14 protein-coding genes and 2 riboswitches are annotated in these 20,771 nt (G+C 70.4%); of the genes, 8 read left to right on the top strand and 6 right to left on the bottom strand.

Features of this window, described 5'->3' with window-relative positions:
- Positions 1-311: 311 nt before the first annotated feature.
- Positions 312-5,927: a GH92 family glycosyl hydrolase gene (locus AB0B85_RS25580; RefSeq protein ID WP_357411471.1), complete on the top strand. Its 5,616-nt coding sequence runs from the start codon at positions 312-314 to the stop codon at positions 5,925-5,927.
- 89 nt (positions 5,928-6,016) lie between these two features.
- Complete coding sequence (locus AB0B85_RS25575) at positions 6,017-6,676, top strand: phosphotransferase (RefSeq protein WP_357411469.1); 660 nt, start codon at positions 6,017-6,019, stop codon at positions 6,674-6,676.
- A 71-nt stretch (positions 6,677-6,747) separates the two neighbouring features.
- Here AB0B85_RS25575 and AB0B85_RS25570 read toward each other — a convergent pair whose 3' ends face one another.
- Positions 6,748-7,380: a helix-turn-helix domain-containing protein gene (locus AB0B85_RS25570; protein WP_357411467.1), complete on the bottom strand. Its 633-nt coding sequence runs from the start codon at positions 7,378-7,380 to the stop codon at positions 6,748-6,750.
- A gap of 167 nt (positions 7,381-7,547) precedes the next feature.
- On the opposite strand from AB0B85_RS25570, the gene AB0B85_RS25565 reads away from it, so the two are divergent.
- Positions 7,548-9,050, top strand: a complete 1,503-nt coding sequence (locus AB0B85_RS25565; protein WP_357411465.1) for an MFS transporter — start codon at positions 7,548-7,550, stop codon at positions 9,048-9,050.
- A gap of 68 nt (positions 9,051-9,118) precedes the next feature.
- Here the strand turns inward: AB0B85_RS25565 and AB0B85_RS25560 are convergent, their stop codons facing one another.
- From AB0B85_RS25560 to AB0B85_RS25550, 3 genes are read right to left on the bottom strand one after another with little or no spacing between them, the layout of a single operon-like run.
- Positions 9,119-9,712 (bottom strand): histidine phosphatase family protein, encoded by a 594-nt coding sequence (locus tag AB0B85_RS25560; RefSeq protein WP_357411462.1) that lies wholly within the window; start codon positions 9,710-9,712, stop codon positions 9,119-9,121.
- Positions 9,712-10,482, bottom strand: coding sequence for a CbtA family protein (locus AB0B85_RS25555; protein ID WP_357411460.1), 771 nt, complete (start codon positions 10,480-10,482; stop codon positions 9,712-9,714). The genes AB0B85_RS25560 and AB0B85_RS25555 overlap by 1 nt, the downstream gene beginning before the upstream one ends.
- On the bottom strand, positions 10,473-10,676 hold the full coding sequence (locus tag AB0B85_RS25550) for a CbtB domain-containing protein (protein ID WP_357411458.1): 204 nt from the start codon (positions 10,674-10,676) through the stop codon (positions 10,473-10,475). The genes AB0B85_RS25555 and AB0B85_RS25550 overlap by 10 nt, the downstream gene beginning before the upstream one ends.
- 59 nt (positions 10,677-10,735) lie before the next feature.
- A riboswitch (cobalamin riboswitch) is annotated at positions 10,736-10,812 on the bottom strand.
- A 291-nt stretch (positions 10,813-11,103) separates the two neighbouring features.
- Here AB0B85_RS25550 and AB0B85_RS25545 point away from each other — a divergent pair.
- From AB0B85_RS25545 to AB0B85_RS25530, 4 genes are all read left to right on the top strand, one after another.
- Entirely contained in the window at positions 11,104-11,982 is an 879-nt protein-coding gene (locus AB0B85_RS25545) for an amidohydrolase family protein (RefSeq protein ID WP_357411456.1), read from the top strand.
- 319 nt (positions 11,983-12,301) lie between these two features.
- On the top strand, positions 12,302-13,309 hold the full coding sequence (locus AB0B85_RS25540) for an ABC transporter permease (protein ID WP_357411454.1): 1,008 nt from the start codon (positions 12,302-12,304) through the stop codon (positions 13,307-13,309).
- Positions 13,310-13,349: 40 nt separating this feature from the next.
- Complete coding sequence (locus AB0B85_RS25535) at positions 13,350-14,402, top strand: ABC transporter substrate-binding protein (RefSeq protein ID WP_357411452.1); 1,053 nt, start codon at positions 13,350-13,352, stop codon at positions 14,400-14,402.
- Positions 14,402-15,220 (top strand): ATP-binding cassette domain-containing protein, encoded by an 819-nt coding sequence (locus tag AB0B85_RS25530; protein WP_357411450.1) that lies wholly within the window; start codon positions 14,402-14,404, stop codon positions 15,218-15,220. Before AB0B85_RS25535 ends, AB0B85_RS25530 begins: the two co-directional genes overlap by 1 nt.
- 101 nt (positions 15,221-15,321) lie before the next feature.
- Here AB0B85_RS25530 and AB0B85_RS25525 read toward each other — a convergent pair whose 3' ends face one another.
- Both AB0B85_RS25525 and AB0B85_RS25520 read right to left on the bottom strand, forming a co-directional pair.
- Positions 15,322-16,044 (bottom strand): FadR/GntR family transcriptional regulator, encoded by a 723-nt coding sequence (locus tag AB0B85_RS25525; protein WP_357411448.1) that lies wholly within the window; start codon positions 16,042-16,044, stop codon positions 15,322-15,324.
- A 9-nt stretch (positions 16,045-16,053) separates the two neighbouring features.
- Positions 16,054-17,448 (bottom strand): enolase C-terminal domain-like protein, encoded by a 1,395-nt coding sequence (locus AB0B85_RS25520; RefSeq protein ID WP_357411446.1) that lies wholly within the window; start codon positions 17,446-17,448, stop codon positions 16,054-16,056.
- A 565-nt stretch (positions 17,449-18,013) separates the two neighbouring features.
- Positions 18,014-18,230: riboswitch (cobalamin riboswitch) on the top strand.
- A gap of 194 nt (positions 18,231-18,424) precedes the next feature.
- On the opposite strand from AB0B85_RS25520, the gene AB0B85_RS25515 reads away from it, so the two are divergent.
- On the top strand, positions 18,425-20,743 hold the full coding sequence (locus AB0B85_RS25515) for a ribonucleoside-diphosphate reductase subunit alpha (protein WP_357411478.1): 2,319 nt from the start codon (positions 18,425-18,427) through the stop codon (positions 20,741-20,743).
- Positions 20,744-20,771 lie beyond the last annotated feature (28 nt).

Below are 20,771 nucleotides of genomic sequence, written 5' to 3'. Positions count from 1 at the left end.
CCGGGCCCCCCCTGCCGGCGTGCCCCCCTTCCGGGCCCGGGGCGCCGCGCGGCGCCGAGGCCCGGAGGCGGTGACAGTGGTGCGGAGTGCGGGTCCGACTCCGCGGTGGGGTCAGGGTCCGGGTGGTGGTCTCGCGGTGATCACCCGTTGACAGGGCTGTGGTCCGCCCGGAACTATCAGCGGCAGTCCACCGCCCCGGCCATCGTCGTCAACGACCTCGTATGACAACGATGTCATAGGGCCTGACCTCGTCCACTCTGCCCAGACCTTCGACGTACTCGACTGGTTCGAGTCGAAAGGCACCGTCCCTCATGTCGCATACCCCCCATGCGCGTCACCCGTCCTCCCGCCTGCTCGCCGCGACCACAGCCGCACTGCTACCCCTGGGTCTGCTCGTCGCCGCGCCCCTGGCCAACGCCGCCGCCGCGCCGGCAACCCCTGGCGATTTCTCCTCCTCGTTCGAGTCCGCCGACCCGCAACCCGCCGCCAGCACCGTCGAGGTCGGCGCGAACGGCAAGCCGGTCCAGGCGAACCTGAGCGGCAAGGTCACCACCCTGCCGGGCAGCCTGCTCGGCCAGGTCGGCGCCGTGACCGCGAGCGCGGAGAACCTGCCGAACGAGATCGCCGCGAACCTCACCGACGACGACCCGTCGACAAAGTGGCTCGTGTTCGAGTCGAGCGGCTGGGTGACCTACCAGCTCGCCAAGCCCGCCACGGTGGTGCGGTACTCGCTGACCGCCGCCAACGACGCACCGGCCCGGGACCCCAGGGACTTCGTCGTGCAGGGGTCGAACGACGGCCGGACCTGGACCGACCTGGACAAGCGCGCCGGGGTGACGTTCAGCGGCCGCTTCGCCACCAACACGTACAGCTTCACCAACCCGAGCGCCTACGGCTACTACCGGTTGAACGTCACAGCGAACTCCGGCGACTCGCTCGTGCAGCTCGCCGACTGGAACATCAGCGACGGCTCGGACGTCCGCCCGCCGGCCACCGCCATGGTCAGCGAGGCCACCGCCGGCCCGAACGGCGGCTACACCACCAAGCCGGACGCCGGGTTCACCGGACTGGCCGCGCTGCGCTACGCGGGCGGGGCCGAAGGCAACGGCCGGTCGTACGCGACGAACAAGCTGTTCGACGTCACCATCCCGGTCGGGCCGAAGACCCGGCTGTCGTACAAGCTCTTCCCGGAGTTCACCGGTGGGGACGCCCGGTACCCGTCCACCTACGCCGCCGTCGACCTGCGCTTCACCGACGGCAGCTACCTGAGCGGGCGCTCACCCGTCGACCAGCACGGCTACCCGTTGACCGCCGCCGGTCAGGGCGCCTCCAAGGTGCTCTACGCCGACCAGTGGAACCTGGTGCAGGCCGACCTCGGCACCGTCGCGCGCGGCAAGACGATCGACCGCATCCTGCTCGCGTACGACAACCCGCAGGCCACCGGGGAGACCCGGTTCCAGGGCTGGCTCGACGACATCGAGCTGACCGCCGTGCCACAGTCGATCGACGGCTCGACGCTCACCAACTATGTCGACACCCGGCGCGGCACCAACTCGACGTCCGGCTTCTCGCGCGGCAACAACCTGCCGATCGCCGCCGTGCCGAACGGTTTCAACTTCTTCACCCCGGTGACCGACGCGACCTCCGACACGTGGGCGTACCAGTACCACCGGATCAACAACGAGGCAAACCTGCCCATGCTGCAGGGGCTCGCGATCTCCCACGAGCCCAGCCCGTGGATGGGTGACCGCAACCAGATGTCGGTAATGCCGGTCGCCGGCGACGGGCCGCTCACCGGTGAGCCCGCCAGCCGTGCGCTCGCCTTCCGCCACGACGACGAGACGGCACAGCCGGACCTCTACCGGGTCACGCTGCAGAACGGCCTGATCGCGGAGATGTCGCCCACCGACCACGCCGGGATCATGCGGTTCACCTTCCCGGCCGGGAAGGCGACCGGAAGCCTCGTCTTCCACAACGGCACGTTCACCATCGGCGCGGACGGCACCTTCACCGGCTGGGTCGACAACGGCAGCCCTCTGTCGGCCGGTCGGAGCCGCATGTTCGTCTCCGGTGCCTTCGACCGGGCACCGACCGCCTCCGCCGCGACCTCCGCCACCTTCGACGTCTCCACCAGCCGGGAGGTGACGCTGCGCGTCGCGACGTCGTTCCTCTCCCTCGACCAGGCGCGTCGGAACCTCGACCTGGAGGTCACCGGTAAGAGCTTCGACCAGGTCCACGCCGCCGCGACGGCCGCGTGGAAGGACCGGCTCGGCCGGGTCGAGGTGCGGGGCGCCACCGAGGCGCAGCTTGTCACCATGTACTCGAACCTGTACCGGTTGAACCTCTACCCGAACTCGCAGTCGGAGAACACCGGCACCGCCGCCGCGCCTCGCTGGCAGTACGCGAGCCCGGTCTCGGCGGCGGCCGGCGCGTCGACGGCCACCCGGACCGGCGCGAAGATCGTCGACGGGCAGATCTACGTCAACAACGGCTTCTGGGACACCTACCGCACCGTGTGGCCCGCCTACGCGCTGCTGTACCCGGACATCGCCGCCAAGATCTCCGACGGGTTCGTCCAGCACTACCGCGACGGCGGTTGGATCGCCCGGTGGTCGTCCCCCGGCTACGCCGACCTGATGACCGGCACCAGCGCGAACGTGGCCCTGGCCCAGGCGTACCTCACCGGGGTCAAGCTGCCCGACCCGCTCGCGGCGTACAACGCGGCGGTCAAGGACGCGACAGTCGCGTCCGGGCGCGGCGCGGTCGGACGCAAGGGCATCGAAACCTCCCTGTTCCTCGGCTACACGCCGACCTCCACCGGGGAGTCGGTGTCGTGGGCGCTGGAGGGTTACATCAACGACTACGGCATCGGCAACATGGGTGCGGCCCTCGCCAAGGACCCGGCCACGCCGAAGTCGGAGCGGGCCCGGCTCACCGAGGAGTCGCGGTACTTCCTGGAGCGGGCCCAGAACTACGTCCACCTGTTCGACCCGAAGACGAAGCTCTTCCAGGGTCGCGACGCCGCCGGCAACTTCCTGTCCGGTGACCCGCTGGACTGGGGTGGTGTCTACACCGAGACCAACGGGTGGAACTTCGCGTTCACCGCGCAGCAGGACGGTCAGGGCCTCGCCAACCTGTACGGCGGTCAGAAGGCGCTGCGGGACAAGCTCGACACCTTCTTCTCCACCCCGGAGAACGCCGACCGCCCCGGCGGGTACGGCAGCATCATCCACGAGATGCTGGAGGCCCGCGCGGTACGGATGGGTCAGCTCGGCATGAGCAACCAGCCGTCGCACCACATCCCGTACATGTACAACGTCGCCGGTGCGCCGGCCAAGACCCAGGCGACGGTGCGGGAGATCCTGCGCCGCCTCTACGTCGGCAGCGAGATCGGCCAGGGCTACCTCGGAGACGAGGACAACGGCGAGATGTCGTCGTGGTACATCCTCAGCTCGCTGGGCATCTACCCCCTGCAGGCCGGGTCGTCCCAGTGGGCCATCGGCTCGCCGCAGTTCACCAGGATGACAGTGCGTCGGCCCAGTGGCGACATCGTCGTCAACGCGCCGGACAACAGCAACCGCAACGTCTACGTGCAGGACGTGAAGGTCAACGGCAAGAAGCAGCGCGGTCTGTCAGTGGACGTGGCGGCGCTCGCCAAGGGCGGCACCATCGACTTCCAGATGGGCCCCAACCCGTCCTCCTGGGGCAGCGGCAAGAACGATGCGCCGCCGTCGCTGACCAAGGGTGACAAGACGCCGAAGCCGTTGCAGGACACCACCGGCCCCGGTCTCGGCACCGCGACCGCCACCGGCGGTCAGGATGTGACGAAGCTGTTCGACGACTCGTCGACCACGCAGACCACCTTCACCTCGGCGACCCCGCAGATCAACTGGGCGTTCCGTCAGGGCAGGCAGAAGCCGACCTTCTACACCGTCACGTCCGGGGCGAGTGCGGGCGATCCGGCGGACTGGCGGCTGCAGGGTTCCAACGACGGCCTCACCTGGACCACAGTGGACACTCGCAGGGACCAGGTGTTCCCGTGGCGTAACCAGACCCGGCCCTACCCGATCGACAAGCCGGGCCGGTTCGCCCATTTCCGGCTCGCCGTGACGAGGACCATCGGCGCCCCGCAGACCAACCTCGCCGAGATCGAGCTGCTCGCCGGGGGCGATCTGGACCTCGCGGGCGGCGACATCGCGGTGACCGCCGCCGACGGCGTGCACGCGACGTCCGGCGTACCGGTCTCGGGGCCGCTGGCCACCGTCACGGGCGGCGCCACCGGCGACTACCAGGCCACTGTCGACTGGGGTGACGGCACGCCGGCCACCGCGGGCACCGTGACGCTGAACTCGCGGGCCGTCTACCGCATCGGTGGGTCGCATACCTACGCCACCCCGGGCTACCACCAGGCCACCGTCACTGTCACCGACGGCGAGAGCCAGAACTCCGCGACGGTCGGCGTCGACGTGGGGTACGTCCCGGCCTCCGGCCTCACCGCCGCGTTCGACAGCGTCTGTGTCGGCGACGAGGGGGTCCTGGCGGCGGACTGCGACGCGAAGTCGTGGGCGTACTCGCGGGCCGCCCTGGCGGCGGGCGGCGCGACCCAGGGCGAGCGGCAACAGGTCCCTGGAACCGCGTTGCGGTTCACCCTGCCGACGATTCCGGCCGGACAGCCGGACAACGCCACAGGTAACGGTGCGACGGTGGTGCTCGACCTGCCGGACGACGCGACGAGCATCTCGTTCGTGGGCGCCGGGACGCAGGGCAACCAGAGCACCACCGGCACTGCGACGTTCAGCGACGGCAGCACGGCCAGCGTCCCGATCCAGTTGAGCGACTGGACGCTGGGCGGCAACGCCAACGGCACCCCGTCCTACGACAACATCATCGTCGCGAGGACGGCGTACCGGTTGCAGGGCACGAGCCGGGACGGCGCCCAGCCGTTCCTGTTCGCCACCGCGCCGTACCAGATCCCGGCCGGCAAGAAGCTGGTGTCGGTGACCCTGCCGGCGCAGACCGGCGATCCGCGCTCGGCGGGGCGGATCCACGTGTTCGCCGTGGCCAACGACGGCACGCCGGCCCCCGCCCTGACCACCGTCGTCCCGAAGGACCAGACGGCGAACGCCGGGCAGGCCCTCGCGGCGGACCTCGGCGCGGTGACCGCCGGCGCTCCCGGTCCGACCGGTTACCGGGCCCGCGTCCAGTGGGGTGACGGCACGACTCCGGACGACGTCACCATCGACGCGTCCGGTGCGATGAGCGGCAAGCACACCTACACGCGGGAGGGCACCTACCCGGTGCACGTCACCGCGTGGGACACGCTGTCGAGCAGCACCCGTTCCTTCACCGTGACAGTAGCCCGCGGCGGATCGCAGCCGGCGATCGCGCTGTCCGCGTCCGGCACCGTCACCATCGGTGGCGCGATCACCGTCGACGGCAGCGGATTCGCCGCCGGTGAGCAGGTGACCGTCCGCGTCGGCACCGACCCGGACCGGACCATGAAGGTCGCGGCCTCCGCGACGGGAACGGTCCGCGCCTCGGTCCCGACAGCCGACGACGCACAACCCGGCCGGTACGCGGTCACCGCGACGGGCGCGTCCTCGCGTACCCCGGCCACGGCCACCGTCCAGGTGAGCGGGCCGGCCGAGGCGCCGACCTACCAGCCGCGGGTGGCGCTGACGACCAGGTCGGGGCCGCGCGGCACGTCGATCACGGTCGACGGTTCCGGGTTCGTGCCGAACGAGGTGGTCACGATCGCCCTCGGCAACGGCGTCGCGGTCACCACAGTGCGCGCGAACGGTGACGGTGTCATCTCGGGCGCGACGGTGAGCGTTCCGGGAGCGGCGAAGCCTGGCGCGACGAGCGTCACGCTGACCGGCGAGACGTCGGCCACGAAGGTGTCCCGACCGTTCACCGTCACCGGCTAGAACGGAGTCGACGCGTCGGGCGGGCCGTGCACACGGCCCGCCCGACGCGGGGCGGAACTGACCGCCGCAGTGCCGTACCGTCGGCTGCGATGGCGAAATACCTGCTGCTCGCGTCCGGGCGCGACGCCGATGTCTTCGTGCTCGACGAGTCGAGGGTGCTGCGCCGCTACCGTCACGGCGGCGACACCGCGCCGGAGGCGGCGTTGATGGCGTACGTCGCCGCCGGGGGCTATCCGGTGCCGAGGGTGTACGTCGCCGACGGCCCGGACCTGGTGTTGGAACGACTCGACGGGGAGACGCTCCTGGCCTCGATGCTCGCCGAGCGGACCGACGTCGACGCGGCGGCCGACCTGCTCGTCGAGCTGCATGACCGCCTGCACGCCCTGCCAGCCCGGTTCGGCACCGCTCCGACGGACCGCGTCCTGCACCTCGACCTGCACCCGCAGAACGTCATGGTGACCTCGCGCGGGCCGATGGTGATCGATTGGCGCAACGCGGCCGAGGGGCCTGCCGACCTGGACGTGGCGGTGACCGCCCTGATCCTCGCCGAGGTGGCGGTCGGCCCGGGCGCACCGCTTGCCGACATCGCCCGAAACGGGCTCGACGCCTTCCAGCAGCGGGCGGAGCCGCCCCGAGCCAGCCAACTGCGGCGGGCGGTGGACCTGCGTCGGGCCGACCCCGCGCTTTCGGTCGCCGAGAAGGCCGCCCTCGCCGACGCCGCCGCACTGGTCCGCACTCGCGCCGGCTGATCCCGCTGCCACGGACTGTCGTGACGCTGCGCGGCCCTTCCGGCCCGCGGGGGCCGAGCGACAGGTCGCGGTCAGTGAGGTGGCAGCAGCGCGTCGACCAGGTCGCGCAGCGGGCCGACCAGGTCCTGTTCGGTGGCGGAACTCAGCGGGTCCAACTGGATCGACGACCGCAGCACCGCGACCCCGATGCCGGCGGCGAGAGCCATCTGGGCGCGGAGCAGGAACTGTTCACTGCCCGGCTCGCCGGGACGCCACCCGCGAGCCGCCGCCAGTTGTTCGCTGGAACGGACCAGGACAGCGCGCCGGATCTCGTCCGCCGCCGCGTCCCCGGACGACCGCAGCAGCAGTGAGAGCTGGCTCGACAGGCCCGCCGCGCCGGGGTCGGCGATGTGCCGGGCGATGGCCTCCGGCACCCGGTCGGCCGGCGTCTGGACGGTCGTCCGGCGCAGCTCGTCGCCTGCAGCCCGCAGGCACGCCTCGAACAGCCCTTCCTTCGACGTGTAGTAGCGGCTGATGAGCGCCACGTTGACGCCCGCGTCGTCGGCGATCTCCCGGACTGTCGTGGCCGCGTAGCCGTCCCGCGCGAAGCGCTGGCGGGCGGCGTCGAGCAGGAGCTGTCGTGTTCCGGCCGCGTCCCGACGGCGACGCTGGGCCGGCTCGCCGGCGGTGTCGCTGTTCGGGGGGACCGGCGGTTTCGCTGTCACGACACGTCCTTTCTGTTAAGTAGAGGCGTAAGTAAACATACGTTGACTTACGTGTCGCCGCAAGCTTCCCGCACGGCCATGAGGTGACGTAAGCGACTGTTGACATGAGCTGCCGACGGAGCATACTGGCCAAGTCAGCAAACGTTTACATCTAGTTCGAGGATCACATGACCCACACCATCGAGGAGCCGGCCCACCTCGGCTCCGCGCCCAGCGCGGCCCCGCGCGCCAACAGCACCCTCCTGGTGCTGTACCTGTCGCTGGGCGGCCTGGCGTTCGCGGTGCTCCAGTCGCTGGTGGCGCCCGCGCTGTCGACAATCGGAAAAGACCTGGGCGTCTCCACAGGTGACATCAGCTGGGTGCTCACGGCGTACCTGTTGGCTGCCTCGGTGCTGACGCCCATTCTCGGGCGTCTCGGTGACATGGTCGGCAAGCGTCGGGTCCTGATCGGCGTCCTCGTGGCCCTCGCCGCGGGCACCCTGCTCGCCGCCCTGGCGCCCAACCTGACAGTGCTGATCGTCGCGCGGGCGCTGCAGGGGGCCGCCGGGGCGATCCTGCCGCTGTCGATCGGCATCGTCCGTGACCAACTGCCTCGGGAGAAGGTCGGCGTCACCGTCGGCCTGCTGTCGGCGATCTTCGGGGTCGGCGCCGGTGTCGGCATCGTGGCCGCGGGCCCGATCGTGGAGCACCTGTCGTGGCACTGGTTGTTCTGGCTGCCGCTGGTCCTCGTCGTCGTCGCGTTGCTCGGCGCCATCTTCGGGATGCCCGAATCGCGGGTTCGCACGCCCGGGCGGCTCGACATGCTCGGCGCGGCCATCCTCTCCGTGTCGCTGGTCTCGCTGCTGCTGGCCGTGAGCAAGGGGCAGGGCTGGGGCTGGACCGAGCCGAAGACCATCGGCCTGTTCGTGCTCGGTGTGGTCGCGATGATCGTGTTCGTTCGGGTCGAGCTTCGGGTACGCGAGCCGCTCATCGACATGCGCCTGATGCGGATTCGCGGTGTCTGGGCCACCGACCTCGTCGCCCTCATCCTCGGTTTCGCGATGTTCGGAACGTTCGTGCTCGTACCGACCCTGCTTCAACTCCCGGCGGTCACCGGGTACGGTTTCGGCAAGACGGTGTCCCAGGCGGGGCTGTTCCTGCTGCCCACCGTCCTGATGATGGTGGTCTTCGGTCCCCTCGCGGGTCTGCTGGACCGACGCTACGGCCCCAAGGTTCCGATGTTCCTCGGCACTGTCGCGGTCGTCGTCGCGTTCGTGCTGCCGGCGCTCGCGCACGGCGCCACCTGGCAGGTTCTGCTCTCCGGGGTGCTCACCGGCGCTGGCATCGGCCTGGCGTTCGCGGCGATGTCCAACGCCATCATCGAGAGCGTCCCGGCCGGACAGACCGGCGAGGCGAGCGGCGTCAACACCATCGCGCGGACCATCGGCAGCAGCATCGGCGCGGCGGTCGTGGCGGCCGTCATCACATCGAACAGCACCCCGCAGGGTCTGCCCACCGACACGGCGTTCACCGCCGGCTTCTGGGTGTGCGGGGGCGTCGCGGTCCTGGCCGTCTTCGCGGCACTCGCCCTGCCCTCGGCGCGTCGCCGCCACGAACAGGCCGTCGCCGTCGGCGTCGACGACCTTCCGCCCGAGCCAGTCGAACTGCACCTTTCCCACCGGCACCACTGAGCGGTCGGCTGACCCGCACGGGCCGTGTCCACTCCTGGTGGGCGCGGCCCGCGCCGTTCGGCGTGACCTCAAGCTGGCAGCTGCGCGCCCAGTCGCAACTGCCAGCGCGTGCCCGGACTGGTGAGCCGGACGACCGCCAACGGTTCCACGTCAAGATGCCGGTACGTCGCCGTCGGCAGATCGAGGGCGTGCACGACCACGATCCGGATCACCAGCGGGTGGGCGACCGCGATGATGCGTCGACCCGCGCCGCGCTGCTCGTCCAGCCAGCCCCCGACCCGATCCCGCACGGCCGTCACGGATTCACCACCGTGCGGCGCTGAGTCCGGCGCGGCAAGCCATTCCCGCAGTGCCTGTGGGTGCGTGCCGGCGACCTCCTCAAGCGACCGTCCGGACCAGTCACCGTAGTCGCAATCCGCCAACGCCGTCTCGATTGTCGGCACCAGGCCGAAGGTTTCGGCGGTCTGCCGGGCCGCGGCCGCCGGGCTGGACAGGCAGGTGTCGTGCAGGCCGAGGTGCCCACGCCGGCCCGGATCTCCGTGGGCCTGGGCAAGAACGGCACGCAGGCCGCCCTCGTCCAGGCCGTCGTCGGGCGCGCCGAAGCGGGCCCGACGCAGGGCGGCGGTGTGACCGTGGGCGACCAGCCGCAGGCTGGTGGCCATCACCTGCTCGGCAGCGCGGTGGCGCTCCGGCGGCGCAGGTCGCTGTGCATCAGGGCCGCGAACAGCAGGCCGATGCCGGTCCAGAGCACCACCTGCGTGCCGAGCGAGGCCAGCCGGAAGTCCCACAGCAGGGCCGCCGGGAAGTCAGCCGGGACCTCCTGGAACGACGGCATCACCACATAGGACACCACGGTGACCAGCAGGAACCCGCCGGCGGCAGCGGCCGCGCGCTGCCACAGCGGCGCCGTGGCGCCGACCGCCCGGTAACCGAGGGTGCCGGCCCACACCGCCACCAGGCCGAGCACCACCATCAACAGGTAGGTGACGGTGCGCTGGTTGATGGTGGCCGGGTCGCCGACGGCTGGCGGGTTCGCCGGATACTTCAGGAACGGCACGATCACGGCGCCGAGCAGCGCCGCACCGGCCAGCAGCAGGGCCGAGCGGCCGTCGTCGTAGCTGCGCCGCCGTCGGGACAGCAGGACGTACGCGGTGGCCAGCAGGCCACCCATCGCGGCGCCGAACAGGCTGGTGGCCAGGAACAGGCCACCGCGCTGACCGGTCCGACCGACCAGAGCGTCGTCGTGATCGTGCCCGCCGGCCGAGGGCTCGGCGTACGTCGCCGCCTCCTCGATCGAGATGGCCGCCTCGACGTGCGGTTCGCCGGCGACGTAGGCGAACGCCCCGGCGAGCAGGCCGGCGAGGAGGCCGGCGAGGAGCCCGCGGACGAGGACGGTGACGAACGGGGGAGCGGTGGTGGACCTCAGTGGCACGGGACACCGAGCAGGTGCCGACCGTCGTGCATCAGCTCGTGCAGGTGCATCCCGCTGCGCGAGACCGCACCCTGATCGAAGGCGACGAGGTACGTCAGCACGCCGAGCAGCACAACTGTGGCCAGGACGGTCCACAGCAGACGGGCGTTGCCAGCAGGATGCACCAACGGCTGGCTGGACGTGGAAGCAGACATGGCAGCACGAACCTTCCCGGGGATGACGCGTCCCCATCGCAAAGGCTGCGGACGACCGAGCGTCCTGGCTCGCGACCCCGGTCAGAGACGGGACCGCTCACAGTGGCGCGACCGCGCCGGATTCACACCGGCTTCCCTCGCGTCGCCGCAGATAGTGGGTCGACGGTAGCGGTGCCGCCGCGGGCGGTCAACCCGGCCGCTCGGACCGGGCCGCAGCCCACGGTCAGCGCTAGTATCGACAAGTCTGAATTCTAAAGATATGATGCTTGGTTGTGCTGCGGCGTGTCGTCGACGACCCCAAGGGCATTCTGTTACCGCTAACATGGTCAAACTGCCGGGCGGCACCGACGGTACCGAGTCGACCCGGACGTCTGACCAATGACTGGGCGGGGTGGGAAGTGTACGTGAGCACGCCAGGACATGTCCGATGACGACCACCGAGGCTGCGCCGGGCCAGGGCGTCGTTGACGCGCACCATCATCTCTGGGTCCGGGCACGGCACCCGCAGCCCTGGATCGATCCGCACACCATGGCGGCGATCGACAACGACTTCACCCCGCTCGATCTCGCCCCGGCGGCCCGGGCCGCCGGGGTCACCCAGACCGTCGTGGTGCAGTCAGTTCCGGTCCGGACGGAGACGCCCGAGCTGCTGGGCATCGCTGCCGACGACCCCCTGATCGCCGGGGTCGTCGGCTGGGTCGACCTCGCCGCCGACAACGTCGCTGACCGCCTCGACCGACTCCGGGCGGCGCGCGGCGGGGAGCGGCTGGTGGGCATCCGCGACCTCGTCCAGTCCGAGCCGGACCCGGCGTACCTCGACCGCCCGGACATCCGGCGCGGCATCGCCGCGGTGGGCGCCGCGGGCCTCGCCTTCGACCTGCTGGTACGCGACCACCAGTTGCCCGCCGCCACGCGACTCGTCCGCGACCTGCCCGAGATGCGGTTCGTGTTGGACCACCTCGGCAAGCCCGCGCTTGGCTCCGGCGGCCTCGGCGACTGGCCGCGCGACCTGCGGGCGCTCGCCGCCGAGCCCAACACGACGGCGAAGCTCTCCGGCCTGGTGACCGAGGTGGACGGGCCGTCGTGGACGACCGCGGACCTTCGGCCCGCCGTCGAGCACGCCCTCGACGCGTTCGGTCCGGACCGGCTGATGTTCGGCTCGGACTGGCCGGTGTGCCTGCTCGCCTCCTCGTACGCGCGCTGGGTCGAGGCCCTCACCGAGCTGCTGGACCCGCTGGGCGAGGACGAGCGGGCGGCGATCTGGCGGCGCACGGCCCGCCGGGCGTACCGGCTGGACCCGGCGTAACGGCGCGACGGCCGGCCGCCTGACCTACCGCACCTCGGGTCGGGTCTACCGATCGGCCGCAGGTTGTGCCAGTTTGATCAGACGTATGCCACGGTCCTACTGGGTAACAACGACAACATCCCCGTAAGACCTTGGCAACATGAGTCAATGCGTGGCAAGGTAACGCCTGATCGTGGGAAACATCCGACCTATCTCGACGGGTGTGCGGGCACGAGCCCGCACACCCCGCCGAAGAGGTGCGGTGGCTCAGAGGTTGCCGGCTCGCCGGGGATTCCCCCGTTCCGCGCCGGCACCACGCTTGGGGAGGTCAGATCCGACGATGAGTACAGTCGAGGCAACCGCCGGCACGCAGCGCGGCGAACTCAGCGACTGGTTCCGCGAACGGATCTCCCACGCCGTCTCCGAGTTGACCGCCGCGACCGCGCTCGTCGTCCTGTTCGTCGCGTTGACCTTCGCCAGTCCCTACTTCCTGACAACGGACAACCTCTTCAACATCGGAGCGCAGACCGCGGTGATCGCCATCATCGCCACGGCGCAGACGATGGTCATCATCACCAAGGGCATCGACCTGTCAGTGGGGTCGGTCGCCGCGCTCGCCGGTGTCGCGGGCGCGATGGTCGTCCGCGACCTCGGTTTCTCCCTCTGGGCGGCGACCGTGGTCGCGATCGGCGTCGGCGCGCTGGCCGGTCTGCTGAACGGGTTGCTGGTGACAGTGGCCCGGATCCCGCCGTTCATCGCGACACTGGGCACGATGTCCGTGGGCCGTGGTCTCGTCTTCATCATCACCGGCGCGGTCGGCGTCTACGGCCTGCCCCGATCCTTCCAGCTGCTCGGCAACGGGGAGATCCTCGGCATTCCGTTCGCCGTGGTGATCACCGTCCTGGTCGCGGTCGGGGTCGCCTTCCTGCTCTCCCAGACCCGCTTCGGCCAGTACACCTACGCGATGGGCTCCAACCTGGAGGCGGCCCGCCGCTCGGGCATCCGGGTGGGGCGCCACCTGACCGGGGTGTACGTGCTGGCGGGCGTACTGGTCGGGCTGGGCGGCATGATCGCCGCCTCCCGGGTCAACTCCGGCCAGCCGAACTACGGCATCTCCCTGGAACTCGACGTCATCGCTGCCGCGGTCATCGGCGGCGCCAGTCTCTTCGGCGGTCAGGGCCGGATCGTCGGCACCATCATCGGCGCGTTCCTCATCGCCCTGGTGCGCAACGGCGCTGTCCTGCTCGACATCAGCATCCACTACCAGCAGGTGATCGTCGGCCTGATCATCTGGGCCGCCGTCTACTTCGACCAGTACCGCCGCCGGCGGCTGGAATCACGGGGTTGACATGCCATTCCGAGACTCCGAACGAGGAAGGACACACACCATGGCGCACACCACCACCAGCCGGCGGACCCGACGGTCGATCCTGGGTGTACGGGCCGTTCTGGCTGCGGCCGCGGCGACCGCGCTGCTCAGCGCCTGCGGCGGGGTCGAGGTCCGCGACGGGGGCGACGGCGCGACGAAGGAGGCGAGCGGCCCGTTGAAGCTCGCCGTCGTGCCGAAGGCCGTCGGTGCCGACTACTGGAACACCGTGAAGGCGGGCGCGGAGTGCGCCGCCCAGCGCGCGGGCGACGTCACCGTCCAGTGGGACGGGGTGACCACCGAGACCGATGTCGAGGGCCAGGTCAACCTGATCCAGAACTTCGTCACCAAGAAGGTCGACGGCATCGTGTACGCGGCGACCGACTCCAGCGCCCTCGCCCCCGCGACCGACCAGGCGCTCGCCGCGAAGATCCCGGTCGCGATGATCGACTCGGGCACCAGCCCGCAGCCGTCGAGCGTACCGCTCTTCGCCACCGACAACAAGGCGTCGGCCACCGAGGCGGCGAAGTTGCTCGCCACCGAACTCGGCCCCGGCAACCACGAGGTGGCGCTTGTCGAGTTCCAGCCCGGATCGCAGACCAACACCGAGCGGGTCGACGGCTTCAAGGCCGGCCTCGCCCAGTATCCCAACCTGAAGCTGGTCGGCCAACAGCCGAGCAAGAGCGACGTCAACGAGGCCCGACGGGTCACCGAGAACATCCTCACCGCCAACCCCAACCTGAAGGGTGTCTTCGCGGCCAACGAGCCGAGCGTGCTCGGCGCGGCGCAGGCCATCCAGGCGGCCGGGAAGTCCGGCAAGGTGGTCATCATCGGGTGGGACGCCGCCCCGGACGAGATCGCCGGGGTGCGCAGCGGGCAGATCTCCGCGCTCGTCGTACAGAACCCGTTCAAGATGGGCTACTTCGGCGTCGACAAGATGGTCAAGCACCTGCGGGACAAGGCGCCGCTGGCGTCGGCCGACACCGGCGTCACGTTCGTCACCAAGAAGAACATCGACTCCGCGGAGATCAAGGCGGTGCTCGAGCCGAGTTGCGCCAACCCTCCGGTGCAGTGATGGGCGCGACCCCGACGGCTACCGCCGACAGCGACAAACGACCGACCGGCGAGGAACCGCCCGTCCTCGAAGCCCGTGGCATCGTCAAGCGCTTCGGGCACGTCGAGGCGTTGCGCGGCGCCGACTTCACGGTCCACCGAGGTGAGGTCGTCGCGCTGATCGGCGACAACGGCGCCGGCAAGAGCACACTGATCAAGACGCTGTCCGGCGTGCACGCGCCGGACGAGGGTGAGATCCGGGTGGACGGTCGTCCCGTCCAGTTCTCCACGCCGGTCGACGCCCGGCGTGCGGGGGTGGAGACCGTCTACCAGGATCTCGCCGTCGCTGACGATCTCAGCGTGGCCGCCAACCTGTACCTCGGTCGGGAGATCCTGCGCTCCGGGCCGCTCGGCCGGCTGGGACTGCTCGACAAGCGCGCCATGCGGCAGGGTGCCGCCGCGGCCCTCGACGAACTGGGTGTGCGGATCCCCCGGGTCACCACCCCGATCGCGATGCTGTCCGGTGGGCAGCGACAGTGCGTCGCGGTGGCCCGCGCGATCATCTGGGCGACGAACGTGGTCATCCTCGACGAGCCGACCGCGGCGCTCGGTGTCGTTCAGACCGGGCGGGTGCTCGACGTTGTCCGGCGGGCCCGCGACGCCGGCATGTCAGTGGTGTTGGTGAGCCACAACATGCCGCAGGTGCTCGAGATCGCCGACCGGGTCGAGGTGCTGCGCCTCGGCCGTCGGGCGGCCCGGCTGCGCGCGGACGAGGTCACCACCGACGACCTGGTCGCCGCGATGACCGGCAGCACCAGCGGAGAGCGGGACGAACGCTGAATTCGTCGACCGGGGCGCGCGCGATCACAGGATCGGGCGCGCCCCGGGCCGTCGGGCCGTGCGCGGGTGCGAAGCGGGTCGTCGTACGCCGGGGTGGGCGCTCAGAACCGCGCCGGCTCGATGGTGGCGTCACCGTCGTCGGGCTGTCCGTGCAGCGCTTCCTCGACCCCGATCAGGTGGTTGGCCATCCGGATCCGGGCGCGCTCCGGGTCCCGGGCCTGCAGGGCCTTCAGGATCGCGACGTGCTCGTCGTGGGTACGCCGGTCCGCGCCCTCCTCGTGCAGGCTGCGCCAGAGCCGCCCGCGCAGGGTGCGCCCGGCGAACGCCTCGATCAGACCCACGAGCACCGGATTGTCCGCGTGCACCGCGATGATCCGGTGGAACGCGATGTCGATCTCCATGATCCGTTCGTGCTCCTGCGGCGACTGACCGGCGATCAGACCGGCCTCGTCGAGGAGATCCGCCGCCTGGGCGAGGGCCTCGTCGGTGATCCTGGTCGCCGCCAGGCGGGCGGCCTCGCACTCCAGCAGCCGCCGGACGATGTGGACGTGCCGCGGGTCGCCCTGGCCCTGGAAGTCGACGACGAAGCCCATCGGGGCCAGCAGCTGCGGCGCGTCGAGGTTTGTGACATAGGTGCCGTCACCCTGCCGGATGTTGACGATGCCGAGGATCGACAGCGCCGACATCCCCTCGCGTAGCGAGCCGCGTGAGACGCCGAGCGACTCGGCGAGGTCCTTCTCGATGGGCAGTCGATCCCCGGGCTTGAAGTGCCCTTCGAGGATCATCCGCTTGATGCCGTTCACCACCTCGTCGGTGCGCGACATGACAACCCCCTAGCGGCCGGCGGGGGTGGCCGTCCCACCCGCGATCACATACGGCTCCGAAGGTGACACCGTAGTCGGGTCTGTCGCCGCCCAGTAGTGGCCGTCGGGAAATCGGTAGAGCTCGACCGACTCGGGGCGCATCCGGGTGGAGTAGCCGGGCGCGCGGGGCAGGACGTAACCGCTGCCCGAGCCGGTGTCCTCGATGATGCACGGGTCGGTGAAGTGCTCGTGCAGGTGGTCGACGAACTCGGTGACCCGGTCGGTGAGATCTCCCGAGATCGCGACATAGTCGAGCACCGACACGTGCTGGACCATCTCGCACAGCCCGACGCCGCCGGCGTGGGGGCACACCGGGATCTCGAACTTCGCGGCGAGCAGCAGCACGGCGACGATCTCGTTGATGCTGGCCAACCTGCCGGTGTCAAGCTGGCAGAAGTCGATGGCCTCGGCCTGGAACAACTGCTTGAACATCACCCGGTTGTGGCAGTGTTCGCCGGTGGCGACTCCGATCGGAGCGACGGCGCGGCGGACGGCGGCGTGCCCGAGGATGTCGTCAGGGCTGGTCGGCTCCTCGATCCACAGTGGTTCGAACTGCGCGAGGGCCTTGACCCACTCGATCGCCTGACCGACGTCCCACACCTGGTTGGCGTCGATCATCAGGTGGCGGTCCGGACCGAGGATCCCCCGGGCGATGCCGCACCGGCGGATGTCGTCGTCGAGGTTGGCGCCCACCTTCAGCTTGACGTAGCCGTAGCCGGTGTCCACCGCCTCCTGGCACAGCCGGCGCAGCTTGTCGTCGCCGTAGCCGAGCCAGCCCGCCGAGGTGGTGTAGGCGGGGTAGCCGGTCCGGTTCAGCTCGGCGAGCCGGGCCGCCTTTGTGCTCTCCTTGGCGCGCAGGATGGCAAGCGCCTCGTCCCGGGTCAGCGCGTCGGACAGATAGCGCAGGTCCGCGATGTCGACGAGCTGCTCGGGGGACATGTCGACGAGCAGCCGCCACAGTGGCTTGGCGGCGAGCCGGGCGACCAGGTCCCACGACGCGTTCAGCACGGCGGCCAGCGACAGGTGCACGACGCCCTTTTCCGGGCCGAGCCAGCGCAGTTGGGAGTCGGAGGTGAGCAGGCGGTAGACCGCTCCCATGTCGGCCGCCATCGTGGCGACGTCCACGCCGACGAGGCGCTGTGCCTGGTGGACGGCCGCCGCGACGACGATGTCGTTGCCCCGGCCGATGGTGAAGGTCAGGCCGTGGCCCGCGAGTGGCGCACCGGTGCTGTCGACGCCGTCGGTGTGCAGGACGACATAGGCCGCCGAGTAGTCGCCGTCCTTGTTCATGGCGTCGGAGCCGTCAGCGGTCAGGGAGGTGGGGAAGCGGACGTCCTCGACGGTGACGGCGGTGATCTGCGGCATGCGCTCCTCGCCCGGCTAGGCTAAAGATCTGATGATCTCTGGGAGTATACGGAGGGTCAAACCGACGCGTCAACGACGTCGATCACCCAGGAATCGAAGACATCTAATGTTTTTCGTGCTACGGATTCATCGATGTGTCGTCGTCGTCTTGGCCGCCCTGCCTGGTCCGCGAGCCCTCAGGGCGCTGCTGGCGGTATTCGTCGCGCTGGTGGGCGCGCGCACCACGCCGCGGCTGCTGCTCCACTCGCGGCCTGCTGAGGCACTCCCGGTCCGATGGGGTGTTGGAGCGGGTCGCGCCAAGTAACCCAGAAGATTGGATGTCCACTCTGGAAACTCACATTGACGACCGGGTATGGGTAGGGTTCCTTACATTCGAAGACCTAATACATCACACCTTTCCGCATGTCGGCATCTGCTCCGGTGTCGCCTGCCGCGCGGCGTTCGTCGGCCCCGCGTCGAGCCGGGCCGACCCGGCGCCTCGGTGCCGGTGACGACCATCACGGGCATCGCCATCGACACGCCCGGCACCGACATGTGGGGTGTGACAACGGCAGCGTCCCTATATATGGTGTCGAGCGCAGCTGGTTCGGCCGCTCTCCCGAGCGGTCGAGGCAAGAGGGAACCCGGTGCGAATCCGGGACTGTCCCGCAGCGGTGAGTGGGAACGACAGCCGTCATGAGCACTGGGCCACGAAGTGGCCTGGGAAGCGACGGTCAGTAGGAGACCGGCCAACCCGGTAGTGCCCACGAGTCCGAAGACCTGCCAGCGCGCCGCGTACCCGCACCCGGGTGGGCGGCGGTCCGAGGCCGCGTGGGACGGCTGACGCCACCTGACCCACGCCGCGCCGGCGTGGCGTCCGCCGGTGTCCGTCTCCACGCGTTCGAGGGCCATCAGGTCTCGAACTCGCGAGGAGTGAGTGGTGACAGTCACCGAGGTAGCCCCGGCAGGCGGCGACGCGGCAGTGCGGCGCACGACCATGCAGGTCCGCAAGCGCGACGGCGGCACCGAATCCGTGGACGTGAACAAGATCGTCCGGGCGGTCGAGCGGTGGGCCGACGACCTGGCCGACGTCGACCCGATGCGCGTCGCCACCCGCACGATCAGCGGCCTGTACGACGGCGCGACGACTGCCGAGCTGGACCGGCTCTCCATCCAGACCGCAGCCGAGATGATCGGTGCGGAACCGCAGTACTCCCGCCTCGCCGCCCGGCTGCTGTCCGCCTACGTCGACAAGGAGGTACGTCGGCAGGGCATCGCCTCGTTCAGCGCGGCGATCCGGGTCGGCCACGCCGAGGGCCTGATCGGCGACGACACCGCCGCGTTCGTCGCCGCACACGCCCCGATCCTCGACGCCGCCGTCGATCCGGACGGCGACCGACGGTTCGAGTACTTCGGCCTGCGCACCGTGTACGACAGGTACCTGCTGCGGCACCCCACCAGCCGGCTGGTGCTGGAGACCCCGCAGTACTGGCTGCTGCGGGTGGCCTGCGGCCTGTCCCGGACGCCGGACGAGGCGATCGGCTTCTACCGGCTCATCTCCAGCCTGGCGTACCTGCCCAGCTCGCCGACCCTGTTCAACTCCGGCACCCGGCACACCCAGATGTCCTCCTGTTACCTGGTCGACTCGCCGCGCGACGAGCTGGACTCGATCTACGCGCGGTACGCCCAGGTCGCCAACCTGTCCAAGTTCGCCGGCGGCATCGGGATCGCGTACTCCCGGGTCCGGTCCCGGGGCGCGCTGATCCGCGGCACCAACGGGCAGTCCAACGGGATCGTGCCGTGGCTGCGCACGCTTGACGCGAGCGTCGCCGCCGTCAACCAGGGTGGCCGGCGCAAGGGCGCGGCCTGCGTCTACCTGGAGCCGTGGCACCCGGACATCGAGGAGTTCCTGCAGCTGCGGGACAACACCGGCGAGGACGCCCGGCGCACCCACAACCTCAACCTGGCCAACTGGATCCCGGACGAGTTCATGCGCCGGGTCGAGGCCGACGAGCTGTGGTCGCTGTTCGACCCGCACGAGGTGCCCGAACTGCCCGACCTGTGGGGGGAGCGGTTCGACGCCGCGTACCGGGAGGCCGAGGCGGCGGGCCGTTACGTGCGGCAGGTCCCGGCACGGGAGCTGTACGGGAAGATGATGCGCACCCTCGCCCAGACCGGCAACGGGTGGATGACCTTCAAGGACGCCGCGAACCGGCTGTGCAACCAGACCGCCGAGGACGGCAACGTGGTGCACCTGTCCAACCTCTGCACGGAGATCATCGAGGTGTCCAGTGACGCCGAGACGGCAGTGTGCAACCTCGGCTCGGTGAACCTCGCCGCCCACCTCACCGACGACGGCATCGACTGGGAGCGGCTGCGCGCCACGGTGCGGACCGCCGTCACCTTCCTCGACCGGGTCATCGACATCAACTACTACCCGACCGCGCAGGCGGCGGCAAGCAACCCCCGCTGGCGGCCGGTCGGGCTCGGGCTGATGGGCCTGCAGGACGTCTTCTTCGCGCTGCGGCTGCCGTTCGACTCCCCGGCCGCGCGGGAGTTGTCCACCCGGATCAGCGAGGAGTTGTACCTGACGGCGCTGGAGACCTCCGCCGACCTGGCACGGCAGTTCGGCGCGCACCCGGCGTACGGGCAGACCCGGGCCGCGCGGGGCGACCTGCAACCGGACCTGTGGGGTGTCGAGGGTACGCAGACCGCACGGTGGGACGCGCTGCGCGAGCGGGTCGCGGCGCACGGCCTGCGTAACTCGCTGCTGGTGGCCGTCGCCCCGACCGCGACCATCGCCTCGATCGCCGGGTGCTACGAATGCATCGAGCCGCAGGTGTCGAACCTGTTCAAGCGCGAGACGCTGTCGGGGGAGTTCCTCCAGGTCAACACCGCCCTGGTCCGCGAGCTGAAGGCCCGCGGTCTGTGGACCGACCGGGTGCGGTCGGCGATCAAGCGGGCCGAGGGCTCGGTGCAGGACATCGCCGAGCTGCCGGCCGCCGTCCGGGAGCTGTTCCGCACGGCCTGGGAGCTGCCGCAGCGTGCCCTGATCGACCTGGCCGCCGCCCGCGCCCCGTTCATCGACCAGTCCCAGTCGCTGAACCTGTTCCTGGCCGCGCCGACCATCGGCAAGCTCTCCTCGATGTACCTGTACGCCTGGAAGGCCGGGCTGAAGTCCACCTACTACCTGCGCTCGCGCCCGGCCACCCGGATCCAGCAGGCCACCGTCGCGCTCGTCGCCCCGGTGGCGGCCGACGCGGATGCGCTTGCCTGCTCGCTGGAGAACCCCGAGTCGTGCGAGGCCTGCCAGTGACAGTCGCCGACCCCACCACCGACACCGC

Source organism: Micromonospora sp. NPDC049044, assembly GCF_040649215.1.
Classification (GTDB): domain Bacteria; phylum Actinomycetota; class Actinomycetes; order Mycobacteriales; family Micromonosporaceae; genus Micromonospora.
The sequence above is the reverse complement of the archived record's forward strand: the minus strand, read 5'-3'. Positions and strand labels throughout refer to the sequence as shown.